Source organism: Kribbella lupini (assembly GCF_039529595.1).
In the GTDB taxonomy this organism is placed as follows: Bacteria; Actinomycetota; Actinomycetes; order Propionibacteriales; family Kribbellaceae; genus Kribbella; species Kribbella lupini.
On record NZ_BAAANC010000003.1, the window covers coordinates 1,057,900 to 1,079,332 of the forward strand.

Sequence of the window (21,433 nt, forward strand, 5' to 3'; positions counted from 1 at the left end):
AGACCCCGGAAGGGTCAGGTGGGGTACGTGGGACGGTGTGTCGCAAGAAGACTCGTGTGACTGGTGTGAACAACCACGCAGCGTGATCAGGTCAACCGGGCCACCAGACCCGGCCCGACCTCCTCGGCGTTGAGCGCGAAGATCCGGTGGTCGCGCCACTCGCCGTCGATGTGCAGGAACCGCGGCCGCTCCCCTTCGTAGCGGAAGCCGAGCTTGTCGACCACGCGCAGACTGGCCTTGTTCTCCGGCCGGATGGCGACTTCCAGCCGGTGCAGCCCGAGCGTGAACCAGCAGTGGTCGGCCGCCATCGCCACGGCCGTCGGGACGATCCCGCGCCCGGCGTACTGCTCGTCGACCCAGTAGCCGAGGTTCGCCCAGCGGGCCGACCCGTAGGTGATCCCGGAGACGGTCAGCTGGCCGACCAGCGGCCACTTGGCCCGGGCACCGGCGCCCGCTGCCCCGCCGTACGTGATGACGAAGGGCAGCATCCGCCCGTACCGGGCCTGCCGGTTCCAGTCGCGAGCCATCGCCCGGAAGGTGCGCGCGCCGTCGTCCGCACCAGGCGGCTGGGTGGCGTCCCACGGCCGGAGCCAGCTGATGTTCCGCTGCCGTGCAGCACTCCACTCGGAGCCGTCACCGGACCGCAGCGGCCGCAGCCCGACCTGTCCGTGCTGCAGCTCCACCGGCCAGTGGACGACTGCCATCAGTCGTCGTCCGTCCGCACGTGGTCACCGCCGGCGACCTGGTCGACAGCGTGCCGCAGCAGCGGCTCCAGCACAGTCAGGCCGTCCTTGACTCCGCCACGGGAGCCAGGGAGGTTCACGATCACGGTCTTGCCGGCCACACCGGCCACACCACGCGACAGCGCGGCAGTCGGCACGCCCTGCGCGATGCCGTAGGCCCTGATCGCCTCGGCGATGCCGGGGATCTCCTTCTCGATCACTCCGGCAGTCCGCTCGGGTGTCTCGTCAGTCGGAGAGATACCAGTCCCGCCAGTAGTCACCACCACCGCGTACGCCGACTCGACCGCAGCCAGCAGCGCCTCACCGACAGGAGCGCCGTCCGGCACCACCTGCGGCCCGTCGACGCTGAACCCCCACGCGGCCAGCCGCTCCGCGATCAGCGGCCCGGTGGTGTCGGTGTAGATCCCCGCGGCGGCCCGGTTGGAGATGCTGACGACAAGGGCTCTCACGCGCGCTCCCAGTGACCGGTCTTGCCGCCGTCCTTGGTCTCCACCCGTACGTCGGACAGCACGGCCGCCGGGTCCAGCGCCTTCACCATGTCGATCAGCGCGAGCCCGGCGACGCAGACGGCGGTCAGCGCCTCCATCTCCACCCCGGTCCGGTCGGTCGTCTTCACCACGGCCTCGATCAGTACGGCGTCGTCGGCCACCTCGAGCGCGACCTTGACGCCGGTCACCGCGATCGGGTGGCACAGCGGCACCAGGTCGGGCGTCCGCTTCGCGCCCATGATCCCGGCGATCCGCGCGACGGCCAGCGCGTCGCCCTTCGGTACGCCGTCGCCGCGCAACGCCTCGACCACCTCGGCCGACACGTACACCTTGCCGGAGGCAACAGCTCGCCGGGCGGACTCGGTCTTGTCCGACACGTCCACCATCCGGGCCGCGCCGGTGGCGTCCACGTGGGTCAAACCGCCGGCGCCCTCGTCGGCGCTCAGGCGGTCCGCGTCCTGCGTCATCCGGTCTCCTCGTCCAGCAGCCAGAGCTCGACCTGCTCGCCGGCCCGGACGGCGGTGACGTCCTCGGGCACCACGATCAGGGCGTTCGAGCGGCTCAGCCCGCCGAGCAGGTGTGAGCCGTGGCCGCCGACTGTACTGGCCATCCAGCCCTCGTCGCCGGAGGTGGCCGCAGCGCGGACGAACTGGCGCCGCCCGGCCGGTGAGCTGAAGCCGTCCAGGCTGATCCCCTGGACCGGCGTCCGCCGGTACGGCATCTGGCCCATCAGCTTGCGCAGCGCGGGCCGGACGAACACCTCGAACGACACGTACGCCGACACCGGGTTGCCGGGCAGCGTGAAGATCGGCACCTCGTCGTCGCCCATCACCCCGAAGCCCTGCGGCTTGCCCGGCTGCATGGCGACCTCGGGGAAGTCGATGGTGCCGAGCTTGGTCAGCACCTCCTTGACCACGTCGTACACGCCCTTGCTGACGCCGCCGGAGGTGATCACCAGGTCGGCCCGGACCAACTGGTCCGAGAGCGTGTCCATGATCTTCTTCGGGTCGTCGTCGACGATGCCGACCCGGTAGACCACCGCACCGGCCTGCCGCGCGGCGGCCGCCAGGGTGTAGCTGTTCGAGTCGTAGATCTGCCCGTCGCCCAGCTTCGTACCGGGTTCGCGCAGCTCGGCACCTGTCGACACCACGACCACTCTGGGGCGCGGACGCACCTTCACCCGGGCCCTGCCGACAGCAGCCAGTACGGCGACCTGCCGCGGGCCCAGCACGGTGTCGGCGTCCAGCACCTTGTCCCCGGCCTTCAGGTCCTCGCCGAACCGCCGTACCGACGCACCGAGCGCCGGCTGCTGAGCGATGCGTACCTGCGCCGCTCCCCCGTCGGTCCACTCGACCGGTACGACGCTGTCGGCGCCGCGGGGCATCGGTGCGCCGGTCATGATCCGCACACAGGTCCCGGCGGTCACCACGATTGGCTGGCTGCTTCCGGCCGCGATCTCACCGACCACCGGCAGCGTGATCGGCTCGTCCTGCGACGCGCCGGCCAGGTCGGCCGTCTGCACGGCGTACCCGTCCATGGCCGAGTTGTCGAAGCCCGGCAGGCTCACACCTGACACGACGTCCTCGCAGAGCACCAGCCCGAGCGCCTCCATCAACGGCTGCTCAAAGGGAGGCAGGGGCCGAACCCTGCCGAGTACTACGTCCAGGTGCTCGTCAACGCTGCGTCTCACACCGTCGACTCTAGTCGCTCGGGATGCGCGCCCCAGACCATCCTCACGTCCGGCGCTTTCTCCTCGTTGGCCTGTCCGTCGGTACGCCGTACCTCGGTGAAGCCGTGCCGGCTGTAGAAGGCCTGCGCCCTGGTGTTGGTCTGGAAGGTCCACAGCGCGAGCCCGCCCGGCCGCAGGTCCTTGGCCAGGTCGACCAGCGTGGAGCCGATGCCCTGCCCGGCGACCGACGGCTCGACGTACAGCTGGTCGAGGTCGTCACCGTCCAGCGTCAGGACGGCGACGATCCGGCCGTCGTCCACCGCGACCCAGGTCTGCCCGTCCGGCAGCAGTACGTTCCCGAACCACGCCCGGACGTTGGCCTCGGTGTGGATCGCCGGCGGAAGCTGCGACCCGTCGGCGTGCCGAGCGGCCCACCACACCGCGGCTGCCTCGTCGGTGTCCCACGGCTCCAGCGGCCGGATCAGCAGGTCCTCCAGCATCGACTCAGCCGCGGAGCTCGGTGCCGTCCGCGATCTCCAGCCGCTCGCCCTCGGGCGCGCTCACCTCGACCTCGCCGACCACCACCACGTCCTTGCCGAAGGCAACATCACCGCGGACCTCGAGCCGGTCGGCCCGGACCAGCGACGGCGGCCCGGCCGGGAACCGCGCCTCGAAGTCGGCGAGGATCTTGAAGTAGTCGCTGTCCAGGTCGACGTACGGCTCGTCGCCCTCGTGCGTGGTGGTCAGGTCGCCGGCCTCGTCCAGGTCGTAGACGTCCGAGCGCAGCACCAGCAGGTCGTTGGTGGTCTTCACCGGCTTGAACCGGCTGCGGTCCACGATCACCGCCTGCGACCCCTCGAAGGTCTCGATCGCGGTCCCCATCCCGGTCTCCAGCTGGATCACCTTCGGCGAGCTCGGGTCGGCCGGGTCGACGGTCTTGCGGTTCACGATGATCGGCAGCCCGAGCACCCCGTCGTGGCCGTCCATCAGCTCGGCCAGGCGGTCCAGGTCGATCCACAGGTTGTTCGTGTTGAACGTCGTGTGCAGCTTGGTGTTCTGGAAGGAGTCCACGTCGTCGGGGTGCACCTGCGCGCTGTCGCGCAGGATCAGCCGGCCGTCGGACTTGCGGACCGCGACGTGCCCGCCCTTGCGGTCCGAGCGGGTCCGGCGGCAGACCTCCATCCCGAACGGCACGTCGTGCTCGGCCATCCAGGCAGCGATCCGGCCGTCCGGGGTGGCGCCCAGGTTGTCGGCGTTGGAGATGAACGCGTGCCGGAAGCCGCGCTCGCGCAGCTTGTCGAGCGTGCCGGACGCGACCAGCGCGGTGAACAGGTCGCCGTGCCCGGGCGGGCACCAGGCCAGCTCGGGGTCGGCCGGCCACTCCGCCGGGGTCAGGTCGTCGGCGAGGAGCTTGGGCTCCATGTTCTGCTGGAAGTCCAGCGGGAGCCCGTCGACCGGCAGGTCGTCGTACTTGCCGAGCACCGCCAGCGACTCGTCCTTGGTCCGGAACGAGTTCATCAGGATCAGCGGCAGCGGTACGCCGTACTCCTTGCGGGTGGCGAGGATCTGCCGGGCGATGATGTCGAGGAAGCTCAGGCCGTCCTTGACCGGCAGCGCGGACTTCGGCCCGGTGACGCCCATCGAGGTGCCCAGGCCGCCGTTCAGCTTGATCACGACGGTCTCGGCGAGCGCGGCGCGCATCGCCTCGGCGTCGGTGTCCAGGTGCTCCAGGTGCGGCAGGTCCCCGACCGGGTCGATCTCGTCCTCGCGGATCGTGCCCTGCTGCCCCGCCTCGAGCAGCCGGTAGTAGTGCGAGAAGACCCGGATCGCGACCTCGGCCGCGCCGGCAGCCCGCATCTTGTCCTGTGCCTGCTGAAGCCCTGCCTCACTCATGCGCCAACCCTAGGGGACGGTGTGTGCAGAGGCCCGGCGGCGTGTCGCGGTTCATACAATCCAGGGGTGATCTCCACCAAGGCTGCCGTGCGGCAGTCACTTCTGGACGCCCGTCGCTCGCTCGCCACCTGTCAGGGCGTGCTGGACGCTGCCCGGGCGACCCAGCAGGTCCAGCAGGCCCGGCGGGTCGCGCTGTACGTGTCGACGGGCCCGGAGCCGCAGACCGGTTCGCTGATCGACTGGCTGCTGGCCGGGGACCACGAGGTGCTCCTGCCCATCCTGTACGCCGACAACGACCTCGGCTGGGGCCTGGCGCCCGGTGCGGCCGACCTGGTGCCGGGCCGGCTCGGTCTGTCCGAGCCGCGCGTGGACCTCGGCTCGGAGGCGATCGCCACGGCGGACCTGGTGATCTGCCCGGCGCTGGCGGTCGACCGGACCGGCGTACGGCTGGGGCGTGGTGGCGGATCGTACGACCGGGCGCTGACCCGCGTGCCTGCCGGCGTACCGGTGTGGGCGGCGGTGTACGACAACGAGATCTTCGACCAGTTGCCGAGCGACCCGCACGACCGGCCGGTCCACGCGGCGCTCACGCCGGGTGGACTGGTCCAGCTGACCTGACCGTACGCCGCTAGCGCTCGGGCTTGGTGAAGGTCAGCGTGTGCTCCCGCTTGGCCTCCACCGCGCCCTTGCTGAACGCCCAGGGCAGCGTCTCGCCCTTGACCCACAGCTCGGTCTGGTCGGTGTAGTTGCCGCTGAAGGCATGGCCGGAGACACCGGTCAGGTTGATCCAGCGCGACTTGTCGAAGTCGGACAGGTCGACGACCATCCGCATCGACGGGGTGGCGGTGACCTCGTACCCCTTCGAGGCGTCCCAGCCGGTCGCGTTGACGACCGAGGCGCCGCCGCCCAGCTCGTACGGGCCGCGGTTGAACAGCTTGTCGACCACACCGATGCCGGACTTGCCCAGCGTCTGGTTGGTCAGCGTCAGCTTGTGCAGCCGGCCCCACTGCCAGTTGTCGGGGTCGCGGGCCATCTTGGTGGTGATCTCGGTCCGCCCCTGCTCGAGCGCCTCGCGCAGGATGTCGTCGCGGCTCTCCCGCTGCGGCGTGCGCAGGTCGTCCCACCAGGAGCTGTTCGGCTGGACGAGCAGGTTGCGCATCACCTCGAACCAGCGCGAACCGCCGTCCGGCCAGGCCGACTCCGGCAGCTGGTCGTGGAAGGTCAGCGCGAGCAGGTTGCGCCAGACGATGTTGAAGTACGCCGCCGGCGCGGAGTCGGCCGGCTGGGTGAAGTCCCAGTCCTTGAGCGTGTCCTGGCCCTGCTTGTCGAACTCGTCGGAGATGCCGATCCGGAGCAGGTACGGGACCAGCGTCTCGGCGTTGCGGTTCTTGGTGTCGAGCTGGATCGAACTCATCGCGGCGACGTCGAGCTTGCCGCCCGACTGGATCCGCTCGAGGATCTGCTGGGAGCGGTAGCCGTAGTCCCAGTCGTTGGTCAGGTGGTACTTGTACGACTTCGGGACGACGGCCTGGTTCGCGGTGACGATCACGCCGTCGGCCGGGTCGAACTCGGTCGGCATCGCGTCGAACGGCACGTAGCCGGTCCAGTCGTAGCGCGCGTCCCAGCCGGGGACCGGCCAGTCGCCGGTGCCGATCCGGCGCAGCGGGATCTTGCCCGGCGCCTGGTAGCCGATGTGGCCCTCGCGGTCGGCGTACACGAGGTTCTGCGAGGGCACCTCGAACAAGGTCGCGGCGGTCCGGAACGCCGACCAGCTCTGCGCCTTGTTCATCGCGAAGATCGCGTCGGCGGTCCGGCCCGGGGTGAGCGCGGTCCAGCGCAGCGCGATGCCGTACGGCTCGGTGCTCTTGCCCTTGGCGGCCAGCTCGCCGGCCTGCTTGGCGTCGTCGTCGATGTCGGAGATCAGCGGACCGTGCCGGCTCTCCCGGACCACGATCCGCTCCGGCTCCTTCTGGCCGGCGATCTTGAACTCCTCGGTCCGCAGCTGCAGCGGCTGGAGCTGGCCCTTGTAGAGCGCGCTGTTGCCGCTGAGGCGCTCCAGGTACAGGTCCATCACGTCGGGGTCGAGGTTGGTGAAGCCCCACGAGATCGCGCTGTTGTGGCCGATCACCACACCGGGCAGACCGGAGAAGCTGAAGCCGGACACGTCGAACGGGCACTGCGGGCTGAACTTGTTGCAGTGCAGCCCGACCTGCATCCAGATGCCCGGCATGGTCGCGCCCAGGTGTGGGTCGTTGGCCAGCAGCGGCTTGCCGGTGGTGGTGTGCTCGCCGGAGACCACCCAGGAGTTGGAGCCGATGCCGTCACCGCGGCCGAGCAGCAGCGGCAGGCCCTTGGCCACCTTGTCCACGCTGTCCAGCGACTTGAGCAGGCCCTTGCTGAACATCGCCCGGGCCGGCGCCTGGCTGTTCACCGGCGCGGTGGTGAACTTGCCGTCCTCGTCGACCGCGCCGTTGGCCACGATCGGCTCGTTGCGGTCGTACGGGTACGCCGGGTAGAGGCTGTCGATCGTCTTGGCCGGCAGCGTCGCGGCCAGCTTGGTCCGGGTGATCTCCTCGTCCATGTTGCCGCCGAGGTCCCAGGCCATCGCCTTCAGCCAGGCCAGCGAGTCGGCCGCCGTCCACGGCTCGGGCCGGTAGTCGGTGCCCTTGAGCGACAGTACGGCGTACTCGAGGCTGAGCCCGGAGCCGGAGTGCTGGTCGAGGTAGGAGTTCACGCCGCGGGCGTAGTCGTCCAGGTACTGCCGGGTGGCCGGGCTGAGCAGGCCCAGCTCCTTCTCGGCGACCCGGCGCCAGCCGAGCGTCCGGACGAACTTGTCGGTCTCCAGGGCGTCCCGGCCGAACAACTCGGCCAGCCGGCCGGAGGTGACGTGGCGGCGGAAGTCCATCTCGAAGAACCGGTCCTGGGCCGCGACGTAGCCCTGGGCGGCGAACAGGTCGGCCGGCTTGTCGGCGTAGATCTGCGGGATGCCGTTGGCGTCGCGGACCACCTCGACGTCGGCGTCCAGGCCGGTCAGCTCGATCGTGCCGTCGTAGGAGGGGAAGGAGTGGCGGACGACGAAAATGCCGGTCCCGGCCACCACGAGCAGCAGGGTGGCCAGCGCAATTCCGCTGATGACGAGTAACCGAAGCAGGCGACGCACGGACCCAACCGTAGAGAATGCCGCCGCGCACCCCAAATGCTGATACCGGTCCTTAACGCTCCGTACTCACACCTCGGGGGCCTGGCGCGTTCCACGGTCATGTTCAGCGAGCTCGAGTTCCTGCCCGTTCCGGCCACCGATCTGGACCGGATCCGATGCAACGGCCACGACGACCACGGCAACCCGCTGGTCGCCTTCGACTCCGGCGAGGGAGCGCCGCTGCGGTGCTGCCTGCGGATGTCCACCGAGGGTGAGGAGATCGCCCTGATCGCCTACCAGCCGTCACCGCTGGGCGGTCCGTACGCCGAGGTCGGCCCGGTCTTCGTCCACGCGTCGGAGTGCTCCGGGTACGCCGGAGCGGACTTCCCCGACGACTTCCGCGAGCGGCGCGCCGTCCTGCGCCCGTACGACGCGACCGGGCAGATGCTCGACGGCGTACTGGCTGAGCCCGGTACCGCGCCCGGCGAGCTGAAGCGGCTCTTCGACGACCCGGACGTGGCGCTGGTCCACGTCCGGAACGTCATCGCGGGCTGCTGGAACTTCTCGGTACGCCGGGCGTAGCCGCGTCCTCCGTCGGCGCGGTCAGCTCGTAGACCGCGACCGCGCCGACGGAGTAGCGGAGGTCTGCGAAGCCCTCGAGCTCGCCCGGGGGCCAGTCGAGGTTGGTGTCGAACACGAGCCAGCGGACGCCGTACTGGGTCCACAGCTGGTCGAGGACGCGCTTGGTCGGCCGTTTGAAGGCGCGGTCGTTCAGCTGCAGCAACGGCTGGTTCCAGAACGGTCCGTAGATGGCGGCGTCGGCGTCCTTCCGGCTCTGCGCGGTCGGGGTGTAGGCCCAGCCCTCCACGAGCACCCGCCGCTCGGCGTACGCGGCGAGCCAGAAGTTGCGGGCATCACAGGTCCGGTCCGCGTAGACAGGGGTGCAGTGCGAGTTGGTGGCGAGTTTGTCGCCGACAGCCGAGTGGTCACGGATGTAGCGGGCGGCCTCAGCGCCTCCGGCAGGGACCTGCCGTCTGGTCTGCCGGCACTCCGGCCGGTCCGGTCCGGCGACGCAGACCTGGTCGGTGAGGGTGGTGACCATCGTCTTCGGGACGTCGACCGCGGCTACGCCCAGGACGACCAGCACGCCTAGACCGAGTGCTGCGGCGCGCTCCTGCGTCTGTCGGAGGACCAGTACTGCGAGTCCGGCGACCAGGAGGACGACCAGCCAGGGCCAGATCACCTGGAAGCTGACCGCCGCTACTCCTTGCCTGCTGCGCGGCCTGTGTGGGGTCGAGTAGGCCACGACCTGCGCCAGCACCATCCCGCCTGCCAGCGCGAACAGCACCCGCGGACCGACCTGCCGGAGCCGGAGTCCGCTCAGCAGGAGTGTCAGTCCCCAGGCCGAGGCCGCGATGGCGAACGGGAAGGCGGCCCGGAGGAAGTAGAGCTGGCTGAAGCCTGGGTGGCGGAGCAGAGCAGCGGCGGCGATGCCCGCTAGGACGAATCCGGTGAGGAAGACCGCGGCCGGGTCCTTCCACTTGCGCTCGCGGGCGAAGCCCAGCATCCCGAGCCCCGCCAGCGCCCACGAGACGAGGAGCGTGACGCCCGTCGTACCGAGGACCACGGCCGCTGCGGCGTGGTCGCTGTAGCGGCTCTCGAAGCCGACCCGACCGGCCAGGGCGCGGAAGGCCTGGCCCGGTCCGAAGGCGATGCCGGAGGAGCTGGCGTCGAACAGGACGAACTGGGCGAAACTTAACGCGGCCAGCACGGCCAGACCGAGTCCCACCGACGTCCGGTCGAGCCTCCGGTCGGTCGCCAGCTTCACCACGACGACCAGAGCAACTGCCACCACCAGCATCGGCACGAAGGACGCCTTGGCCCCGGCGAGCGCTGCCAGTCCGACGACCAGCAGCAGCCAGTTGCCGCGGTGCCGGTCTCTTCGGAGCAGGCAGACGATCGAGTAGACGACCGGGAACGCGAGTACGACGGCGAAGGCGTGGGTGAGGCTGTACATCAGCACGGCACTCGAGTACGCCGCCTGGCTGATCAGGTCGCGGCCGCCCCAGCCGTAGACGTCGAAGCTGGTCACCGTCAGCAGGAGCCAGGCGGCCAGCGGGCCGGCCCACGACTTGCGCGCGAGCCTCGTGGCCAGCGCGGCGACGGACAGGACCGGGACGAGGGCGGCCGTCACCGGCATCAGGCGGCGGAGCAGGAGGTCCAGTTCGATCCCGGTCTGCCAGCTCGCCGCGGCCAGCTCGGCGTGGAGGAACCAGTGGTAGTTGAGCTGCTGGCCGACGACGTACGGGATCTGACCGGGCAGGTGGTGTTTCAGCTCGGCGGTCAGGGCCAGCTGGAACGGCAGGTCGCCGTACTGGAAGGCGGCGTCGGGGAACGCGATCGGCTCGATCTGGAGACCGGCGCGGGTGATCACCCACAGGCCGAGCGCCCCGGCCCCGGCGACGAACCAGGCCCACCAGGCCGGCATCGGAGGTCGCCTGCTGCGCCAGTACGGGCGGAGGGGCTTAAGCGCGGTGAAGGCGACGAGCGTCAACAGTGGGACTGCCAGGGGAAGGTAGGGGAAGCCCACTGCTCGGCCCGGCAGGTAGGTCAGGATCGACAGTGCGAACCCGAAGCCGGTCCCGAAGGCCAGATCGGCCGCGAACCCGTCCTGGTTGCCCCGCAGCAGCCGCCAGAGCAGGACGCCGGGCAGCATGATCCCGAGGCTCAGGTAGGCGCTGTACGCCAGGATCGCGCTCCATGGTGTCCCGTAGTGCGCCAGCACGACCGCTGCGCCGATCCAGACGACGACGCCGGGCAGCACCGACCTGACGTCCCCCTGACCCCTCCCCAGTGGTCCCACGCCTGTGGAGACGCTCGGCGAGGGCGGTTCGGTTGCAGGGTTGCCGGAAGTGACCGGAACCGGTCCAGACCGTCGGAGTTGGAATACTTCGGCGCTCTGGCGCATTATTAGCAGTCGAGTAGTAGGAGTGCCAGACGTCCTGAAGGGGAAGAACGTGCCGACGTACCAGTACCAGTGCACCGACTGCGGCGAAGCGCTCGAGGTCCGGCAGAGCTTCACCGACGACGCCCTCACGGTCTGCCCGAACTGCCAGGGCACGCTGCGCAAGGTGTTCAACGCGGTGGGTGTGGTGTTCAAGGGCTCCGGCTTCTACCGCAACGACAGCCGCTCGTCGAGCACGAGCACGATCAGCGCGAAGTCCGACTCCGGGGCTTCCTCGTCGTCGTCCTCGTCGTCCTCGTCGGACTCCTCGAAGTCTGGCTCGTCGTCGTCTTCGTCGGACTCGTCGAAGTCCTCCTCGTCGTCGAGCTCCTCCTCGTCGGGCTCCAGCAAGACCAGCGCCGCCTGATCCCGCGCTCGACGCGGGGGCCTGTGGACAACTGAATCGGCCGTTCCGGGGAAACTCGTACCTTCCCTGGCATGACGAACTTCTGGCACGACCTCATCCGCGCCGCCCGCTGGCACCGCCGGCTCCTCGCCGGCCTGTGCGCGGCGGCCGCCGTCTACTTCGGCCTCGCGTCCTTCTCCCCGCCGGCCGCGGCCTCGACCGCGGTCCTGGCGGCCGCACGCGATCTTCCCGGCGGCGTCACGCCATCGGCTGACGACCTCCGCGTACTGCGGCTCCCGCCGGCGACCGTCCCCAGCGGCGTGCTCCGACCGGACACCGACCTGTCCGACCGCATCCTCGCGACCGCCGTGCGCGCCGGCGAACCACTCACCGACGCCCGCTTCCTCACTCCACCGGCGATCCCACCCGGCCTGGTCGCGTACCCGCTCCGGCTCGACGACCCCGACATCGCCGCCCTCCTGCGCCCCGGCGACCACGTCGACCTGTACGCCGCCTCGGCCACGGCAGACCCTTCCGCCGCTCGCTTGGCGACCGCGGTCCGGGTCCTGGCCCTGCCCGCGCCGAGCCGCTCGTCCGGAGGCGCCCTGGTGGTCCTCGCCACCTCTCCGTCGACCGCCGCCCGGTTGGCGCAGTCCACCACCAACTCCCGCATAACCGTCGCCTTGACCCGGGACACCAGCTGATCTCCGTCCATGGTCACTGAGCGAACATCTCCGACCACGATCCGCTGCCCTGCGGCGTGCTCCCTCGCCAGCCCCCGGACGGACCCCTACGTTGGCCGGGTACAAATCACCGCGGGTCCACCGGGACCCTCTCGTGGAGGCAGAAAGAGATGCTCAAGGGCTTCAAGGAATTCCTGATGCGAGGCAACGTCCTCGACCTGGCCATCGCCGTGGTCATCGGCACCGCCTTCGCCACCGTGGTGAAGACCGTCGTCGACAACCTGGTCAACCCACTCGTCGCGTCGCTCGGCGGCAGCAACGTCTCCGGCCTCAGCTGGCAGATCGTCGACGGCAACACCAAGTCCATCATCGACTTCGCCGCGATCATCAACGCGTTCATCGTCTTCTTCCTGACCGCACTCGTCGTGTACTTCGTCCTCGTCGTCCCGATGAAGAAGATCCAGGACCGCCGCGCCGCCGCAGCCGCCGCCAAGGGCGAGCCCGAGCCCGAGCCGGAACCTCTCACCATGGACCAGCAACTCCTCATCGAAATCCGAGACGCCCTCAAGTCCCGCCAGCAGTAACCAGCTCCGCCAAGCCAAGCCCTGCCCAACCCGGGGCAGGGCGGCCGAACACAACCCCCAAATCCGGTAGGTCGCGCACCTCTCGCTCGGCGGGTCCTCTCTTCAACGGCCGAAGGAGCCAGCTCCCTCAGCCACCCACCTCCCCTCCCGCCAGCATCACTCCAAACTCTTTTCCGGCCGCAGCGACCTCAGCCCCCACCAACCTGCCCGGCCGCATGACAGCGGCGGCCAACCTCAGCCAGCGGCAGTCCGGTCGTCTGCACCCACAATCCAGCTCGCCCCAACCACCACCGCCCCACACCACACTCCTCTCCGCCCGCAGCAGCCTCAGCCGACGGCAGTCGGGTACTGCATCCACGTGTAAGCGACCGGCTGGTCCTTGTTCCACTCGTCGGCCAGATCAGCCGCCACGTACTCGAACCCGACCCGCCGATACGTCCGGATCGCCACGTCGTTGTCCGGCCGTACCCGGATGAACACCTCGGAGTACCCCGCCTCCAACGCCGGCCCCAGCAACGCCTTCACGAACGCCGTCCCGATCCCCAGCCCCCGCGACGCCGGCCGCACGATGATCCGCGCCAGCTCGACCTCGTCCTCGTCGTCGTCCAGCCACAGCTCGCCGTACCCGACCGGCTCCCCACCCACGTAGTACAGGTAGGACCGCACATCGTCCGCGACCTTCGGCCAGCTCCCCACGAGCTCGGCCGGAAACGGGAACGCGGTCCGCCCCGACAACAAGGAGACCTCCTGCGCCGAGGTCGCCCACCCGGCAACCATCGCAGCCTGCCCCACCTCGAACCCGCGCAGCTCCATGCGCACAGCATCACGCGATCCGCCCCGAACATCCACGCCTTAACGGCCCGCTCGTCCGCCCACCGACCTATCCGCCCCCGGCGAACGCCGCGAGCGTCGCGACCAACCGATCCCGATGCGGCCCGAAGTCCGGCCGCGGCGGCTCGGGACACCCCGGCAGCTCGATCGCCGACGGCATCAACCGCAGCAACGCGTCGACCGTTTTCCTTTGGTGCGAAGGGTTTTCCGGCACCGAAGGCAACACCCCGACCGGTAGTCCCGGACGCCAGGGCCCGCGGTACTCCCCCAGCGAAACCAAGTGCGCGTCCGTCACCCCACGCAGCGTCTCCCCAGCCAGCAACCCATCAGCCACCACCCCCGAAGCCCCACGCTCGAGCAGACCCACCCGAGCCCGAGCACTGACCTCCGGATCACCCCCGGTCGCCGGCCAGGCAAGCAACAACCGCCCAACCGCCTCCGGAAACTCCACCGCCAACAGCGCCGCAACGGTGCACCCGTTCGACGCCCCCACCACAGTCACCGGCTCAGCCCCGAGCACCCCACTGCTGAGCAACCCACCGAACGACACAACATCTTGAGCCCAGTCCACCGGCCGCCGCGCCCGATCAGGCGCCACCACCTTCAGCCCAGCCCCTTCAAGCCCCGCCACAATCCCAGGCCGGTACCAGAACAGCTCAGCATCGGTCCCGTCCCACAACCCACCATGAACCAGCAGCACCAAGCCCACCATCAGCGACTAGGACCCGTGATGCGGCGGCACCTCACGCAGAATGCGCTCATCGTCGTCACTACCGCTCTCCCGCTCACCCCAGGAGCGCGCATCATCGTCCCGAGTCTGCTCAGGAAACAACGGCTCATCATCCTCGTACGGCGTACTCATACCCCCAGATTACGGGGCCTCACCGAACCAGCCTCAGTCCTGCCCCGGGATCCGCGGCAGGTTCTGCTGCCCACCCTCGATCTGCCCCTGACCCTGTCCAGGCGCGACCTGCGCATTGGCCGCGTGCAGCAACGGCGCGATCCCCGGCTCGCTCTGCCACCGCTCGGCACCGAGCACCGACCACGCGGTGAGGATGGACAGTGTCGGCGTCGCCAGCCCGCCGAGCTGCAGCGGCTCGGCCTGCTGGAAGCCGAACGTCACCGTCCAGTTCGCCGGGTCCGGATAGAACTCCTGCACCGAGTTGTAGTAGAAGCTCAACCACCCACGCTGCTGCAGATGCGTCATCAGCCGGTAGTTCGTCGCGATCAGCTGCACCTCCTGCAGATCGCGCCACAACAGCTGCATGTCGCGCCGCGCCGCGGCCTTCCGGCTCGAGTTCACTGCCGCGTTGGCCGCCATCATGCCGAGCACGAAACCGGTGCTGCCGAAGAAGAACCCACCACTGCTGTTGTACCGGCCGTCACCGCCGTACAGCCGCGCATAGTGCACCGAAGTCTGCAGGTACGCGACCTCACCGGGCTCGAGCACGATCCCGTACAACGGCAGCGCCTGCGGCACTCCCCCGTCCCGCAGGAAGCGCGCCCAGTCCTGCCCGAGCTGCCACTCCTCCTGCTCGCGACGAGCGAGTTCGGCCGAGTCCTTCTTCTTGCCCACGTCCGTCCTTCCTCCGGGTGCACCCGGCATCATCCCATTTCTCCGGGGTGAACAGCGCGCACCTGTTACAGCTCTGCTGCTTTTGCCACTCGATCCGACCCGTGACCGGATAGACGCGCCTCCGTGACACTTCTGCCACGGTCTGCGAGACCTCGGTCGACCATCATGGTGCTCCTTGCCTACCCGGAAGGACCGAGTCGTGAGTGCATCAAGGACACGGGGCCTGATCGGAGCGTCGTTAGTGGTAGCCGTCCTCGGAGTCACCGCCGCCTGCGGTGACGAGAGCGGCTCCTCGGGACCCGCCGCCCAGCCCAGCTCTACGCCCACCCCATCCCCTACCTTGCCGACTGCGAGCGCCACCCCGCCCACCCCCAGCGGAACGCCGAGCATCGACTGCCCGGAGACGATCACCGCGGTCCGCAAACCGCTCGAAGCCGCAATCTGGGGCAAGGGTGCGGCGAAGTCGGCCTTCCAGCCGGTCAGCGTGACGATCTGCCAGTACGACGCCCAGGCGTCCGGGCAGGACTACGCGACCGTCATGACCAAGCGGACCATGAAGCAGGCGACCGACCTGTTCGCCCTGGTCAACGCCGCCAAGCCGGAGCCCAAGAAGCCCGGCTTCTGCACCAAGGAGCTCGGCCCGACGTACGTGCTGCGGTTCACCGACAACGACCGTGGCGTCCTCTCCTACACCGCCGAGGCGTTCGGCTGTCACCGGCTGGTGGCGACCTCGTTCGAGGGCCAGGGCAAGCCTGGTGACCTCGCCGCGCCGCGGTCCACCACACCCGAGCTGCTGAAGTCGCTCGGCCTGCGCTGACCCTGCTCCGGACGCGCCCCCCGAAGCCGTCCGGAACGGGGTCATCCCGCCCGCCTTGCGGGTCCCCCTCGGGTCGACCCGCAAGGTGGGTGGCAGAGCCTTGCCCCAGCACCTCATTGGCTGCACCCTGATCGGCAAGAGCCCATCAGGGAGGCCGTATGCGGCTGGTCGCGCTGGTAGCCGCGCTACTGCTGGCCTCCACTGCCTGCTCGGATCCACCCGAAGACGCCGACCCCGACGCCCTGCAGCCGTGCGACAACCTCGCCGGCTTCACCTGTACGACGCTGAGCGTGCCGCTCGACCACTCCAAGCCGACCGGCACCAAGCTGGAGCTCGCAGTCGCCGCCGCGACCAACGTCGACGCACCCCGCGGCGTCCTCCTAATGCTCACCGGCGGTCCCGGCCAGCCAGGAATCCCACTCCTCCCCCGTATCCGCTCGTACCTCGACCCAGCCGTACTGCGTGAGTACCAGCTCGTCATGTTCGACCAGCGCGGCACCGGCACCAAGGGCATCGACTGCCCGGAGCTGCAGCGCGCGGTCGGCGGGTCGGACTTCCTCACCCCACCGGCCAACGCCGTCGACGCCTGTGCCCGCCAGCTCGGCCCGAGCATCAACTTCTACGGAACATCCGACACGGTCGAGGACATCGACCTCCTGCGCCGCTCACTCGGCCGCGACCAGCTCACGCTCAACGGCACGTCGTACGGCAGCTTCACGGCAGCGCAGTACGGGCTGAAGTACCCGGACCACGTCCGCTCGCTGGTGCTCGACTCGGTCGTCCCGCACCGCGGCTTCGACCCGTTCGGCACCGACCTGATGGCTCACACCGGCAAGGTCCTCGCAGCGAGCTGCAAAGCCGACCCAGCCTGTACGACGGACCCGGTGGCCGACCTGGCCTGGCTGGTGCAACGCGGCGAGCTCGACGGCGCACCGGTGAACGGCACGAGCCTGATCGAGTCGCTGTCGATCCTCAGCCTCAACTCGGTCAACCCGTCCTTCGAAGGCATCCCGAAGGTCCTGCACGACGCACGCAGCGGCGACACCGCCGCGCTGAAGGAAATGTTCCAGCGCGCGACCAGCCGCGACACGCCGTACGACGAACTGTCGGCCGGCCTCCACCTGGCCACCCTCTGCTCGGACCTGCGCTTCCCCTGGAAGCCCGACACCCCGGCGGCAGCTCGCCCCGGCCTGCTCAACGCCGCCGTCAGCAAGCTCACCCCGTCTCAGCTTCACCCGTACGACGTCCGGACCGCCCGCAACCAGCTGGTCGTCGATGGCTGCCTGCGCTGGCCGGCGACGCGTGCCTCGACCTACCCGGCCGGTCAGGAGCTGCTGCCGCGGACCCTGATCCTGCATGGCACCAACGACCTGTTCTGCCCGATCTCGTGGGCCGAGTGGGAGCGGGACCACGCCCGCCAGGCCCAGCTCGTCGTCGTACCGGGCAGTGGTCACGGCGTCCAGCGGAGCCAGGTGGACCAGACCGGAAAGGCGCAGGTCAGAGCCTTCTTGCTGGGCTGACACACCGGTCTGAGACGGAACTGAGCGCCGTTGTCTGCAGCACCTTGAGCAGCTCGATGCGTCTAATAGTCGTGAGGTGTTGTACGCCCAGTTGGGGAGTTGCCGGTGGAGTTCGAGGAGTACGCGTCCGCGCGCGGGCAGGAGCTGGTGCGTCTCGGGTTCACCATCTGCGGCGACTACCAACGCGCCGAGGATCTGGCCCAGATCGCGCTGATGCAGGCGTTCCGGTCCTGGCGCAAGGTGCAGCGGGCCGACGACCCGCACACCTACGTGCGGCGGATCCTGGTCAACTCCTACCTGTCGATGACGCGCCGGCGCTCCTTCACCGAGGCCCCGGCGGCCGACCTCGACCCCGACCGCACGGTGCCCGACCCCGCCAACGACATCGTGGCCTCCGACGACCTGTGGCGCACGCTGGCCACGCTGTCGGCCCGCGAGCGGGTCGTCCTGGTGCTGCGCTACTACCAGGACCTGGACGACCGGACGATCGCCGACCTGCTCGGTATCAAGCCGTCCTCGGTCCGCAGCATCGCCAGCCGAGCGCTCGGCACGCTGCGCAAGGCGAGGCAGTCCCACCGAGTCGACGAGCGGTTGCCATGAGCACCCATCCGGTCGCCGGCACGAGTATCGACGGCTTCGTCACCGGCACCCATGCCGTCGCCAGCACGAGCATCCACGGCTTCGCCACCGGCACCCATCCCATCACCGGCACGAGCCTTCACGGCTCCACCCACGTCGCCGGCACAAGCATCTCCGGCTCCACCCACCACGTCGTCGACGCGAGCACCTACGGCTCCGCCGCCGTCAGCACCCACCGCGCCCCGGGCGCCAGCACCCACCATCTCGTTGAGAGGTTGCCGTGAGCACCACCGAGCTCGAGGAAGACCTGCGCGCGACGTTCGACCGCGCCGCCGCTTCCGTTCCGCCCGCACCCGACCTGGTGTCACGGGCGACCGACGGCGCGCACCAGGCCCAGCGCCGTACGTACGTCGCCGCCGGCGCGGCCGTGGCCGCCGTCGCCGTGATCGCGGCCGCGGGCTTCGCACTCGGCGGCAGTCTGGGCGGATCGACGGACCCACAGCCCGCCGCTCCCAACCCGACACCCGCGGTCTCCAGCGCGAAACCGGTCGTCGCCGCGACCGAGCTCGCGGGCACCTGGCGTCCGCTCAAGATGGACGGCTTCGGCACGCTCAAGACGGCCCGCCCGGACAACCCGACCCTCACCTTCAACACCGACGGCACCTGGACGGGCTCCGACGGCTGCAACGGGATCAGCGGCACCTTCACCATCGGTCAGCGCGGCGAGTTCACCGGCACGGCCGGCAACCAGCGGCTGATCGAGTGCGCGAACGTGCCGCACACCGCGGTCTTGCAGGCGGCCAAGCGGGTCTCGACCGACCACACGACGCTGAAGTTCTACGCCGGCGACGGGCGTGAGGTTGCGATCTACGCTCGCGCACGGTAGCGGGATCTGCTCGCGGAACGTAGTCAGCTCTTGACTATCCGGAGTTGTTGCGGGAAGGATCTAGGCGGCCCGTCCATCGACAAGGGGAGCCTAGTGCGACTCTCAGCAACCGTCCCGCTGCTCGCTCTCGGTTCGATGTCACTCGTCGCAGTCGCCGTCCCGGCCGGCTCCGCTCCGATCCCGACCGCCGCCGCCTCACCGGCGTCGGTCGCTGTCTGCAACCACAACGACCCGATCACCACCGCCGAACACTCGAAGCGACTGTCCCAGCCGACCAGCGCCAAGGACTCCCGCCCGCTCGGCCAGGCCCTCGGTGAAGGAGTCGCCGCCGCGGTTCGCTCGATCGAGCCGCTCGACGCGACCGGCCGCCCGAAGTCCGGCCTGCCGTACGGGCTGAGCGCCGGCATCATCGGCGTACTGGGCACGCAGGAGACCGGCTACAAGGTGGTCCTGGACGATTCGGTCGTCGACGAGAAGCGGTACCAGGCCGCCGTACAGCAGAACGTCCCGGCAGCCGGCCGGCCGATGCTCACGGTCGAGCGCAGCTGCCGACCGGCGCGCTCGGTCGCCGCCGCGTGGAAGGCCGTCGGAGGCCGCGCCTGGTCCGCCGACGCCCCGAAGACCACGTTCACCGCCGACCTCGACCCGGCCAGCGAGAACGTCGTCGTCGAGTACGACGGCGCGACCACCTCGCCGGCCGGCGCCGAAGCGCTCGACAACCTCGACGGCGTCGAGGCGATCCCGACCGGCGTCGCCCGGATGAGCCGCTTCAACGACACCCCCAAGGGCGGCCACTGGGGCGGCGCCCGAATCACCTCGGCACTGAAGAACTGCACGGCCGGCTTCTCCGTCGTCCGCAAGTCCACCAACACCCGCGCCTCCGTCACCGCCGGCCACTGCGGCGGCCCCGGGACGATCTGGCGCAGCGGCTCGAACTACTACGGCACCACGTCGGTCCGCTCGAACTACCCCGACTACGACCAGGCCCTGATCACCGGCAGCGCGTACGGCGCCAAGATCTGGACCGACGGCCCCGGCGACTCCGCCGACACCCGCACCGTCAAGGGCGGCGACGACCCTGCGGTCGGCGCGTCGGTCTGCCAGTCCGGCTCCTTCAGCACGTCCCTGTGCGGAATCACCGTCCGCTCCCTCAGCGCCAAGTACTGCGACTCCGACGGCTGCACGACGTACGTCATCCGAGCCACTCGCAACAACCAGATCGCCATCATCGGCGGCGACTCCGGCGGCCCCGTCTACTCCCGCCCCACCGCCACCAGCGCCACCATCCGAGGCCTGGCCTTCGCCGGCTCCGGCTGCAACGCCTCCCGCTGCACCACCCTGTACGCCGAGCGCTACAACTCGATCGCCGGTCATCTGGGCGTCCGAGCCCTCACCGGCTGACTGCAACTAGGTGCAACGGAGTTCCACTCCGAGACTCCGAGCCCGCAGACTGACCGCTGAGCGAGGCGATCGCCCCGCTCTCCACGGACAGGCAAGGGGTTCTTCATGCGTCGATGGTTCTCGGTCGGACTGGTGGTCCTCGTGGCAAGCGTCGCGGGCCTGGCTCCCTCGGCTCAAGCCAGCACGGTCAGGTCCTTCGACCTGAAGTACGGCGCCACCTACACCAAGGGCACCATCACGTTCTACAACCGGTCGGCCAAGATCGTCGGCGTACAGCGGGCGGTCCGAGCCGACATCAGCGGCTGCCGCTACACCACCTTCTGGGCGAACCCCGAAGGCGGCAGCATCACCACCGACAACACCTGCAACGGCACGCACGAGTACTCGTTCACCATCGAACTCGACCAGCCGGGTGGACCGAGCTCGATCGGCATCTACTTCCACTACAACCTTCCGGACCAGGACAAGACGGTCGCCGAGGCCATCATCAAGCGGTAACCGGATCAGCTCCGCAGCCCCTCGTCCAACTGCCGACTGAGCACCGCCACGCGACTCGCCCCAAAGGTTGTCTCCGGCAACCACCGCACGATCCCCCGCACCCCCTCCGGCGCCCGCTCAACCGCCCAGCGAATCGCCGCGTCTCCAACCTCCGCACCACCTCCCGCCCGCCGTGCCGGGAGTTGCTCCAACGCCGCCAGTTCCTCGGCCAGCGCCATCTGCACCGCCGGCCCATGAACGTGCTTCACCTGATGCGGACTCACCAGATCGTGAATGTACGGCGTCCCCGCCGCATACCCCGCGGCCCGCGCAGCCGCCACCCCCACCGGATCCCCAACCTCCCGCGCAGCCTTCAGCGCCGCCCAAGCCGCCGTCCGAATCCCCTTCGTCCGCGGCCCACCTTCGGCGAACGCCCGCGTCTCCGCAATCGCCTCCCGAGCCCTCAAATCCCCCGGGGCCCGCACCTCGTACAAGTGCAACACCCGCTCAGCACACTCAGCAGCCCATCCCGCCAGCACCCGCCGATCCCCAATCTCCACAAACTTCAACCCTATCTTTGAAGCTGCTCGTGGAGACTTCCCCAATCCTCCGCCCACGCCCACACCCGATTCCGCTAGGCTGTCCCATCGTGCGCCCCCGTAGCTCAGGGGATAGAGCGTCGGTTTCCTAAACCGTGCGTCGCAGGTTCGAATCCTGCCGGGGGCACAACGTGAACATGCATCTCATATCCAGCGATTCCGGATCTCAAGCCGCGCGGGGGCGGATCCGTCGGTAGG

Annotated in this window: 24 protein-coding genes and 1 tRNA gene; 13 read left to right on the forward strand and 12 right to left on the reverse strand. The window is 69.6% G+C overall.

The annotated features are described in order from the left end of the window. Positions 1-86 precede the first annotated feature (86 nt). From ABD235_RS31230 to ABD235_RS31255, 6 genes are read right to left on the reverse strand one after another with little or no spacing between them, the layout of a single operon-like run. On the reverse strand, positions 87-704 hold the full coding sequence (locus ABD235_RS31230) for a GNAT family N-acetyltransferase (RefSeq protein ID WP_344180694.1): 618 nt from the start codon (positions 702-704) through the stop codon (positions 87-89). Further along, positions 704-1,192 carry a MogA/MoaB family molybdenum cofactor biosynthesis protein gene (locus ABD235_RS31235; protein WP_344180696.1) on the reverse strand — a complete coding sequence of 163 codons (489 nt, stop codon included), beginning with the start codon at positions 1,190-1,192 and terminating at the stop codon, positions 704-706. The genes ABD235_RS31230 and ABD235_RS31235 overlap by 1 nt, the downstream gene beginning before the upstream one ends. Then, a complete protein-coding gene (moaC, locus tag ABD235_RS31240) occupies positions 1,189-1,698 on the reverse strand; it encodes a cyclic pyranopterin monophosphate synthase MoaC (protein ID WP_344180698.1) in 510 nt (169 codons plus the stop codon). Before moaC ends, ABD235_RS31235 begins: the two co-directional genes overlap by 4 nt. Then, a complete protein-coding gene (gene glp / locus ABD235_RS31245) occupies positions 1,695-2,921 on the reverse strand; it encodes a molybdotransferase-like divisome protein Glp (protein WP_344180700.1) in 1,227 nt (408 codons plus the stop codon). Before glp ends, moaC begins: the two co-directional genes overlap by 4 nt. Continuing rightward, positions 2,918-3,400, reverse strand: coding sequence for a GNAT family N-acetyltransferase (locus tag ABD235_RS31250; protein WP_344180702.1), 483 nt, complete (start codon positions 3,398-3,400; stop codon positions 2,918-2,920). Before ABD235_RS31250 ends, glp begins: the two co-directional genes overlap by 4 nt. 4 nt (positions 3,401-3,404) lie before the next feature. After that, positions 3,405-4,793, reverse strand: coding sequence for a UTP--glucose-1-phosphate uridylyltransferase (locus tag ABD235_RS31255; RefSeq protein WP_344180703.1), 1,389 nt, complete (start codon positions 4,791-4,793; stop codon positions 3,405-3,407). Positions 4,794-4,859: 66 nt separating this feature from the next. On the opposite strand from ABD235_RS31255, the gene ABD235_RS31260 reads away from it, so the two are divergent. Then, positions 4,860-5,411, forward strand: coding sequence for a 5-formyltetrahydrofolate cyclo-ligase (locus ABD235_RS31260; RefSeq protein ID WP_344180705.1), 552 nt, complete (start codon positions 4,860-4,862; stop codon positions 5,409-5,411). Positions 5,412-5,421: 10 nt separating this feature from the next. Here ABD235_RS31260 and ABD235_RS31265 read toward each other — a convergent pair whose 3' ends face one another. Further along, positions 5,422-7,953, reverse strand: coding sequence for a penicillin acylase family protein (locus tag ABD235_RS31265; RefSeq protein ID WP_344180707.1), 2,532 nt, complete (start codon positions 7,951-7,953; stop codon positions 5,422-5,424). A gap of 99 nt (positions 7,954-8,052) precedes the next feature. On the opposite strand from ABD235_RS31265, the gene ABD235_RS31270 reads away from it, so the two are divergent. Further along, positions 8,053-8,514, forward strand: a complete 462-nt coding sequence (locus ABD235_RS31270) for a DUF1203 domain-containing protein (RefSeq protein ID WP_344180709.1) — start codon at positions 8,053-8,055, stop codon at positions 8,512-8,514. On the opposite strand, the gene ABD235_RS31275 is transcribed toward ABD235_RS31270, so the two are convergent. Then, entirely contained in the window at positions 8,474-10,756 is a 2,283-nt protein-coding gene (locus ABD235_RS31275; protein ID WP_344180711.1) for a hypothetical protein, read from the reverse strand. The two genes, ABD235_RS31270 and ABD235_RS31275, sit on opposite strands and share 41 nt — an antisense overlap. 193 nt (positions 10,757-10,949) lie before the next feature. Between ABD235_RS31275 and ABD235_RS31280 the strand changes: the two genes are divergently transcribed. The 3 genes from ABD235_RS31280 (at position 10,950) to ABD235_RS31290 (ending at position 12,549) form a co-directional block, all read left to right on the forward strand. Beyond that, positions 10,950-11,303 carry an FmdB family zinc ribbon protein gene (locus ABD235_RS31280; RefSeq protein ID WP_344181350.1) on the forward strand — a complete coding sequence of 118 codons (354 nt, stop codon included), beginning with the start codon at positions 10,950-10,952 and terminating at the stop codon, positions 11,301-11,303. Between the two features lie 71 nt (positions 11,304-11,374). Continuing rightward, positions 11,375-11,986, forward strand: a complete 612-nt coding sequence (gene cpaB, locus ABD235_RS31285; protein ID WP_344180712.1) for a Flp pilus assembly protein CpaB — start codon at positions 11,375-11,377, stop codon at positions 11,984-11,986. Between the two features lie 176 nt (positions 11,987-12,162). Further along, positions 12,163-12,549 (forward strand): MscL family protein, encoded by a 387-nt coding sequence (locus ABD235_RS31290; protein ID WP_425553201.1) that lies wholly within the window; start codon positions 12,163-12,165, stop codon positions 12,547-12,549. Positions 12,550-12,876: 327 nt separating this feature from the next. Here ABD235_RS31290 and ABD235_RS31295 read toward each other — a convergent pair whose 3' ends face one another. The 3 genes from ABD235_RS31295 to ABD235_RS31305 form a co-directional block, all read right to left on the reverse strand. Beyond that, positions 12,877-13,362, reverse strand: a complete 486-nt coding sequence (locus ABD235_RS31295) for a GNAT family N-acetyltransferase (protein WP_344180715.1) — start codon at positions 13,360-13,362, stop codon at positions 12,877-12,879. A 67-nt stretch (positions 13,363-13,429) separates the two neighbouring features. Beyond that, on the reverse strand, positions 13,430-14,080 hold the full coding sequence (locus ABD235_RS31300) for an alpha/beta fold hydrolase (protein ID WP_344180717.1): 651 nt from the start codon (positions 14,078-14,080) through the stop codon (positions 13,430-13,432). A gap of 195 nt (positions 14,081-14,275) precedes the next feature. Then, positions 14,276-14,956: a hypothetical protein gene (locus tag ABD235_RS31305; RefSeq protein ID WP_344180719.1), complete on the reverse strand. Its 681-nt coding sequence runs from the start codon at positions 14,954-14,956 to the stop codon at positions 14,276-14,278. A 340-nt stretch (positions 14,957-15,296) separates the two neighbouring features. Here ABD235_RS31305 and ABD235_RS31310 point away from each other — a divergent pair, with 340 nt between their 5' ends. The 7 genes from ABD235_RS31310 (at position 15,297) to ABD235_RS31340 (ending at position 20,657) form a co-directional block, all read left to right on the forward strand. Continuing rightward, positions 15,297-15,773 carry a hypothetical protein gene (locus ABD235_RS31310; protein WP_344180721.1) on the forward strand — a complete coding sequence of 159 codons (477 nt, stop codon included), beginning with the start codon at positions 15,297-15,299 and terminating at the stop codon, positions 15,771-15,773. A 158-nt stretch (positions 15,774-15,931) separates the two neighbouring features. Next, positions 15,932-17,293 (forward strand): alpha/beta hydrolase, encoded by a 1,362-nt coding sequence (locus ABD235_RS31315; RefSeq protein ID WP_344180723.1) that lies wholly within the window; start codon positions 15,932-15,934, stop codon positions 17,291-17,293. Positions 17,294-17,398: 105 nt separating this feature from the next. After that, on the forward strand, positions 17,399-17,893 hold the full coding sequence (locus ABD235_RS31320) for a SigE family RNA polymerase sigma factor (protein ID WP_344180725.1): 495 nt from the start codon (positions 17,399-17,401) through the stop codon (positions 17,891-17,893). Continuing rightward, positions 17,890-18,156 carry a hypothetical protein gene (locus ABD235_RS31325; protein ID WP_344180727.1) on the forward strand — a complete coding sequence of 89 codons (267 nt, stop codon included), beginning with the start codon at positions 17,890-17,892 and terminating at the stop codon, positions 18,154-18,156. Before ABD235_RS31320 ends, ABD235_RS31325 begins: the two co-directional genes overlap by 4 nt. Continuing rightward, positions 18,153-18,758 (forward strand): META domain-containing protein, encoded by a 606-nt coding sequence (locus ABD235_RS31330; RefSeq protein WP_344180729.1) that lies wholly within the window; start codon positions 18,153-18,155, stop codon positions 18,756-18,758. Before ABD235_RS31325 ends, ABD235_RS31330 begins: the two co-directional genes overlap by 4 nt. A gap of 135 nt (positions 18,759-18,893) precedes the next feature. Continuing rightward, positions 18,894-20,159, forward strand: coding sequence for a S1 family peptidase (locus tag ABD235_RS31335; protein WP_344180731.1), 1,266 nt, complete (start codon positions 18,894-18,896; stop codon positions 20,157-20,159). A gap of 105 nt (positions 20,160-20,264) precedes the next feature. Continuing rightward, on the forward strand, positions 20,265-20,657 hold the full coding sequence (locus ABD235_RS31340) for a hypothetical protein (protein WP_344180733.1): 393 nt from the start codon (positions 20,265-20,267) through the stop codon (positions 20,655-20,657). A gap of 5 nt (positions 20,658-20,662) precedes the next feature. Here ABD235_RS31340 and ABD235_RS39960 read toward each other — a convergent pair whose 3' ends face one another. Beyond that, positions 20,663-21,259: a putative immunity protein gene (locus tag ABD235_RS39960; protein WP_425553202.1), complete on the reverse strand. Its 597-nt coding sequence runs from the start codon at positions 21,257-21,259 to the stop codon at positions 20,663-20,665. A 30-nt stretch (positions 21,260-21,289) separates the two neighbouring features. On the opposite strand from ABD235_RS39960, the gene ABD235_RS31345 reads away from it, so the two are divergent. Then, positions 21,290-21,362: transfer RNA gene (locus ABD235_RS31345), tRNA-Arg, on the forward strand. The last annotated feature ends 71 nt before the right edge of the window (positions 21,363-21,433 follow it).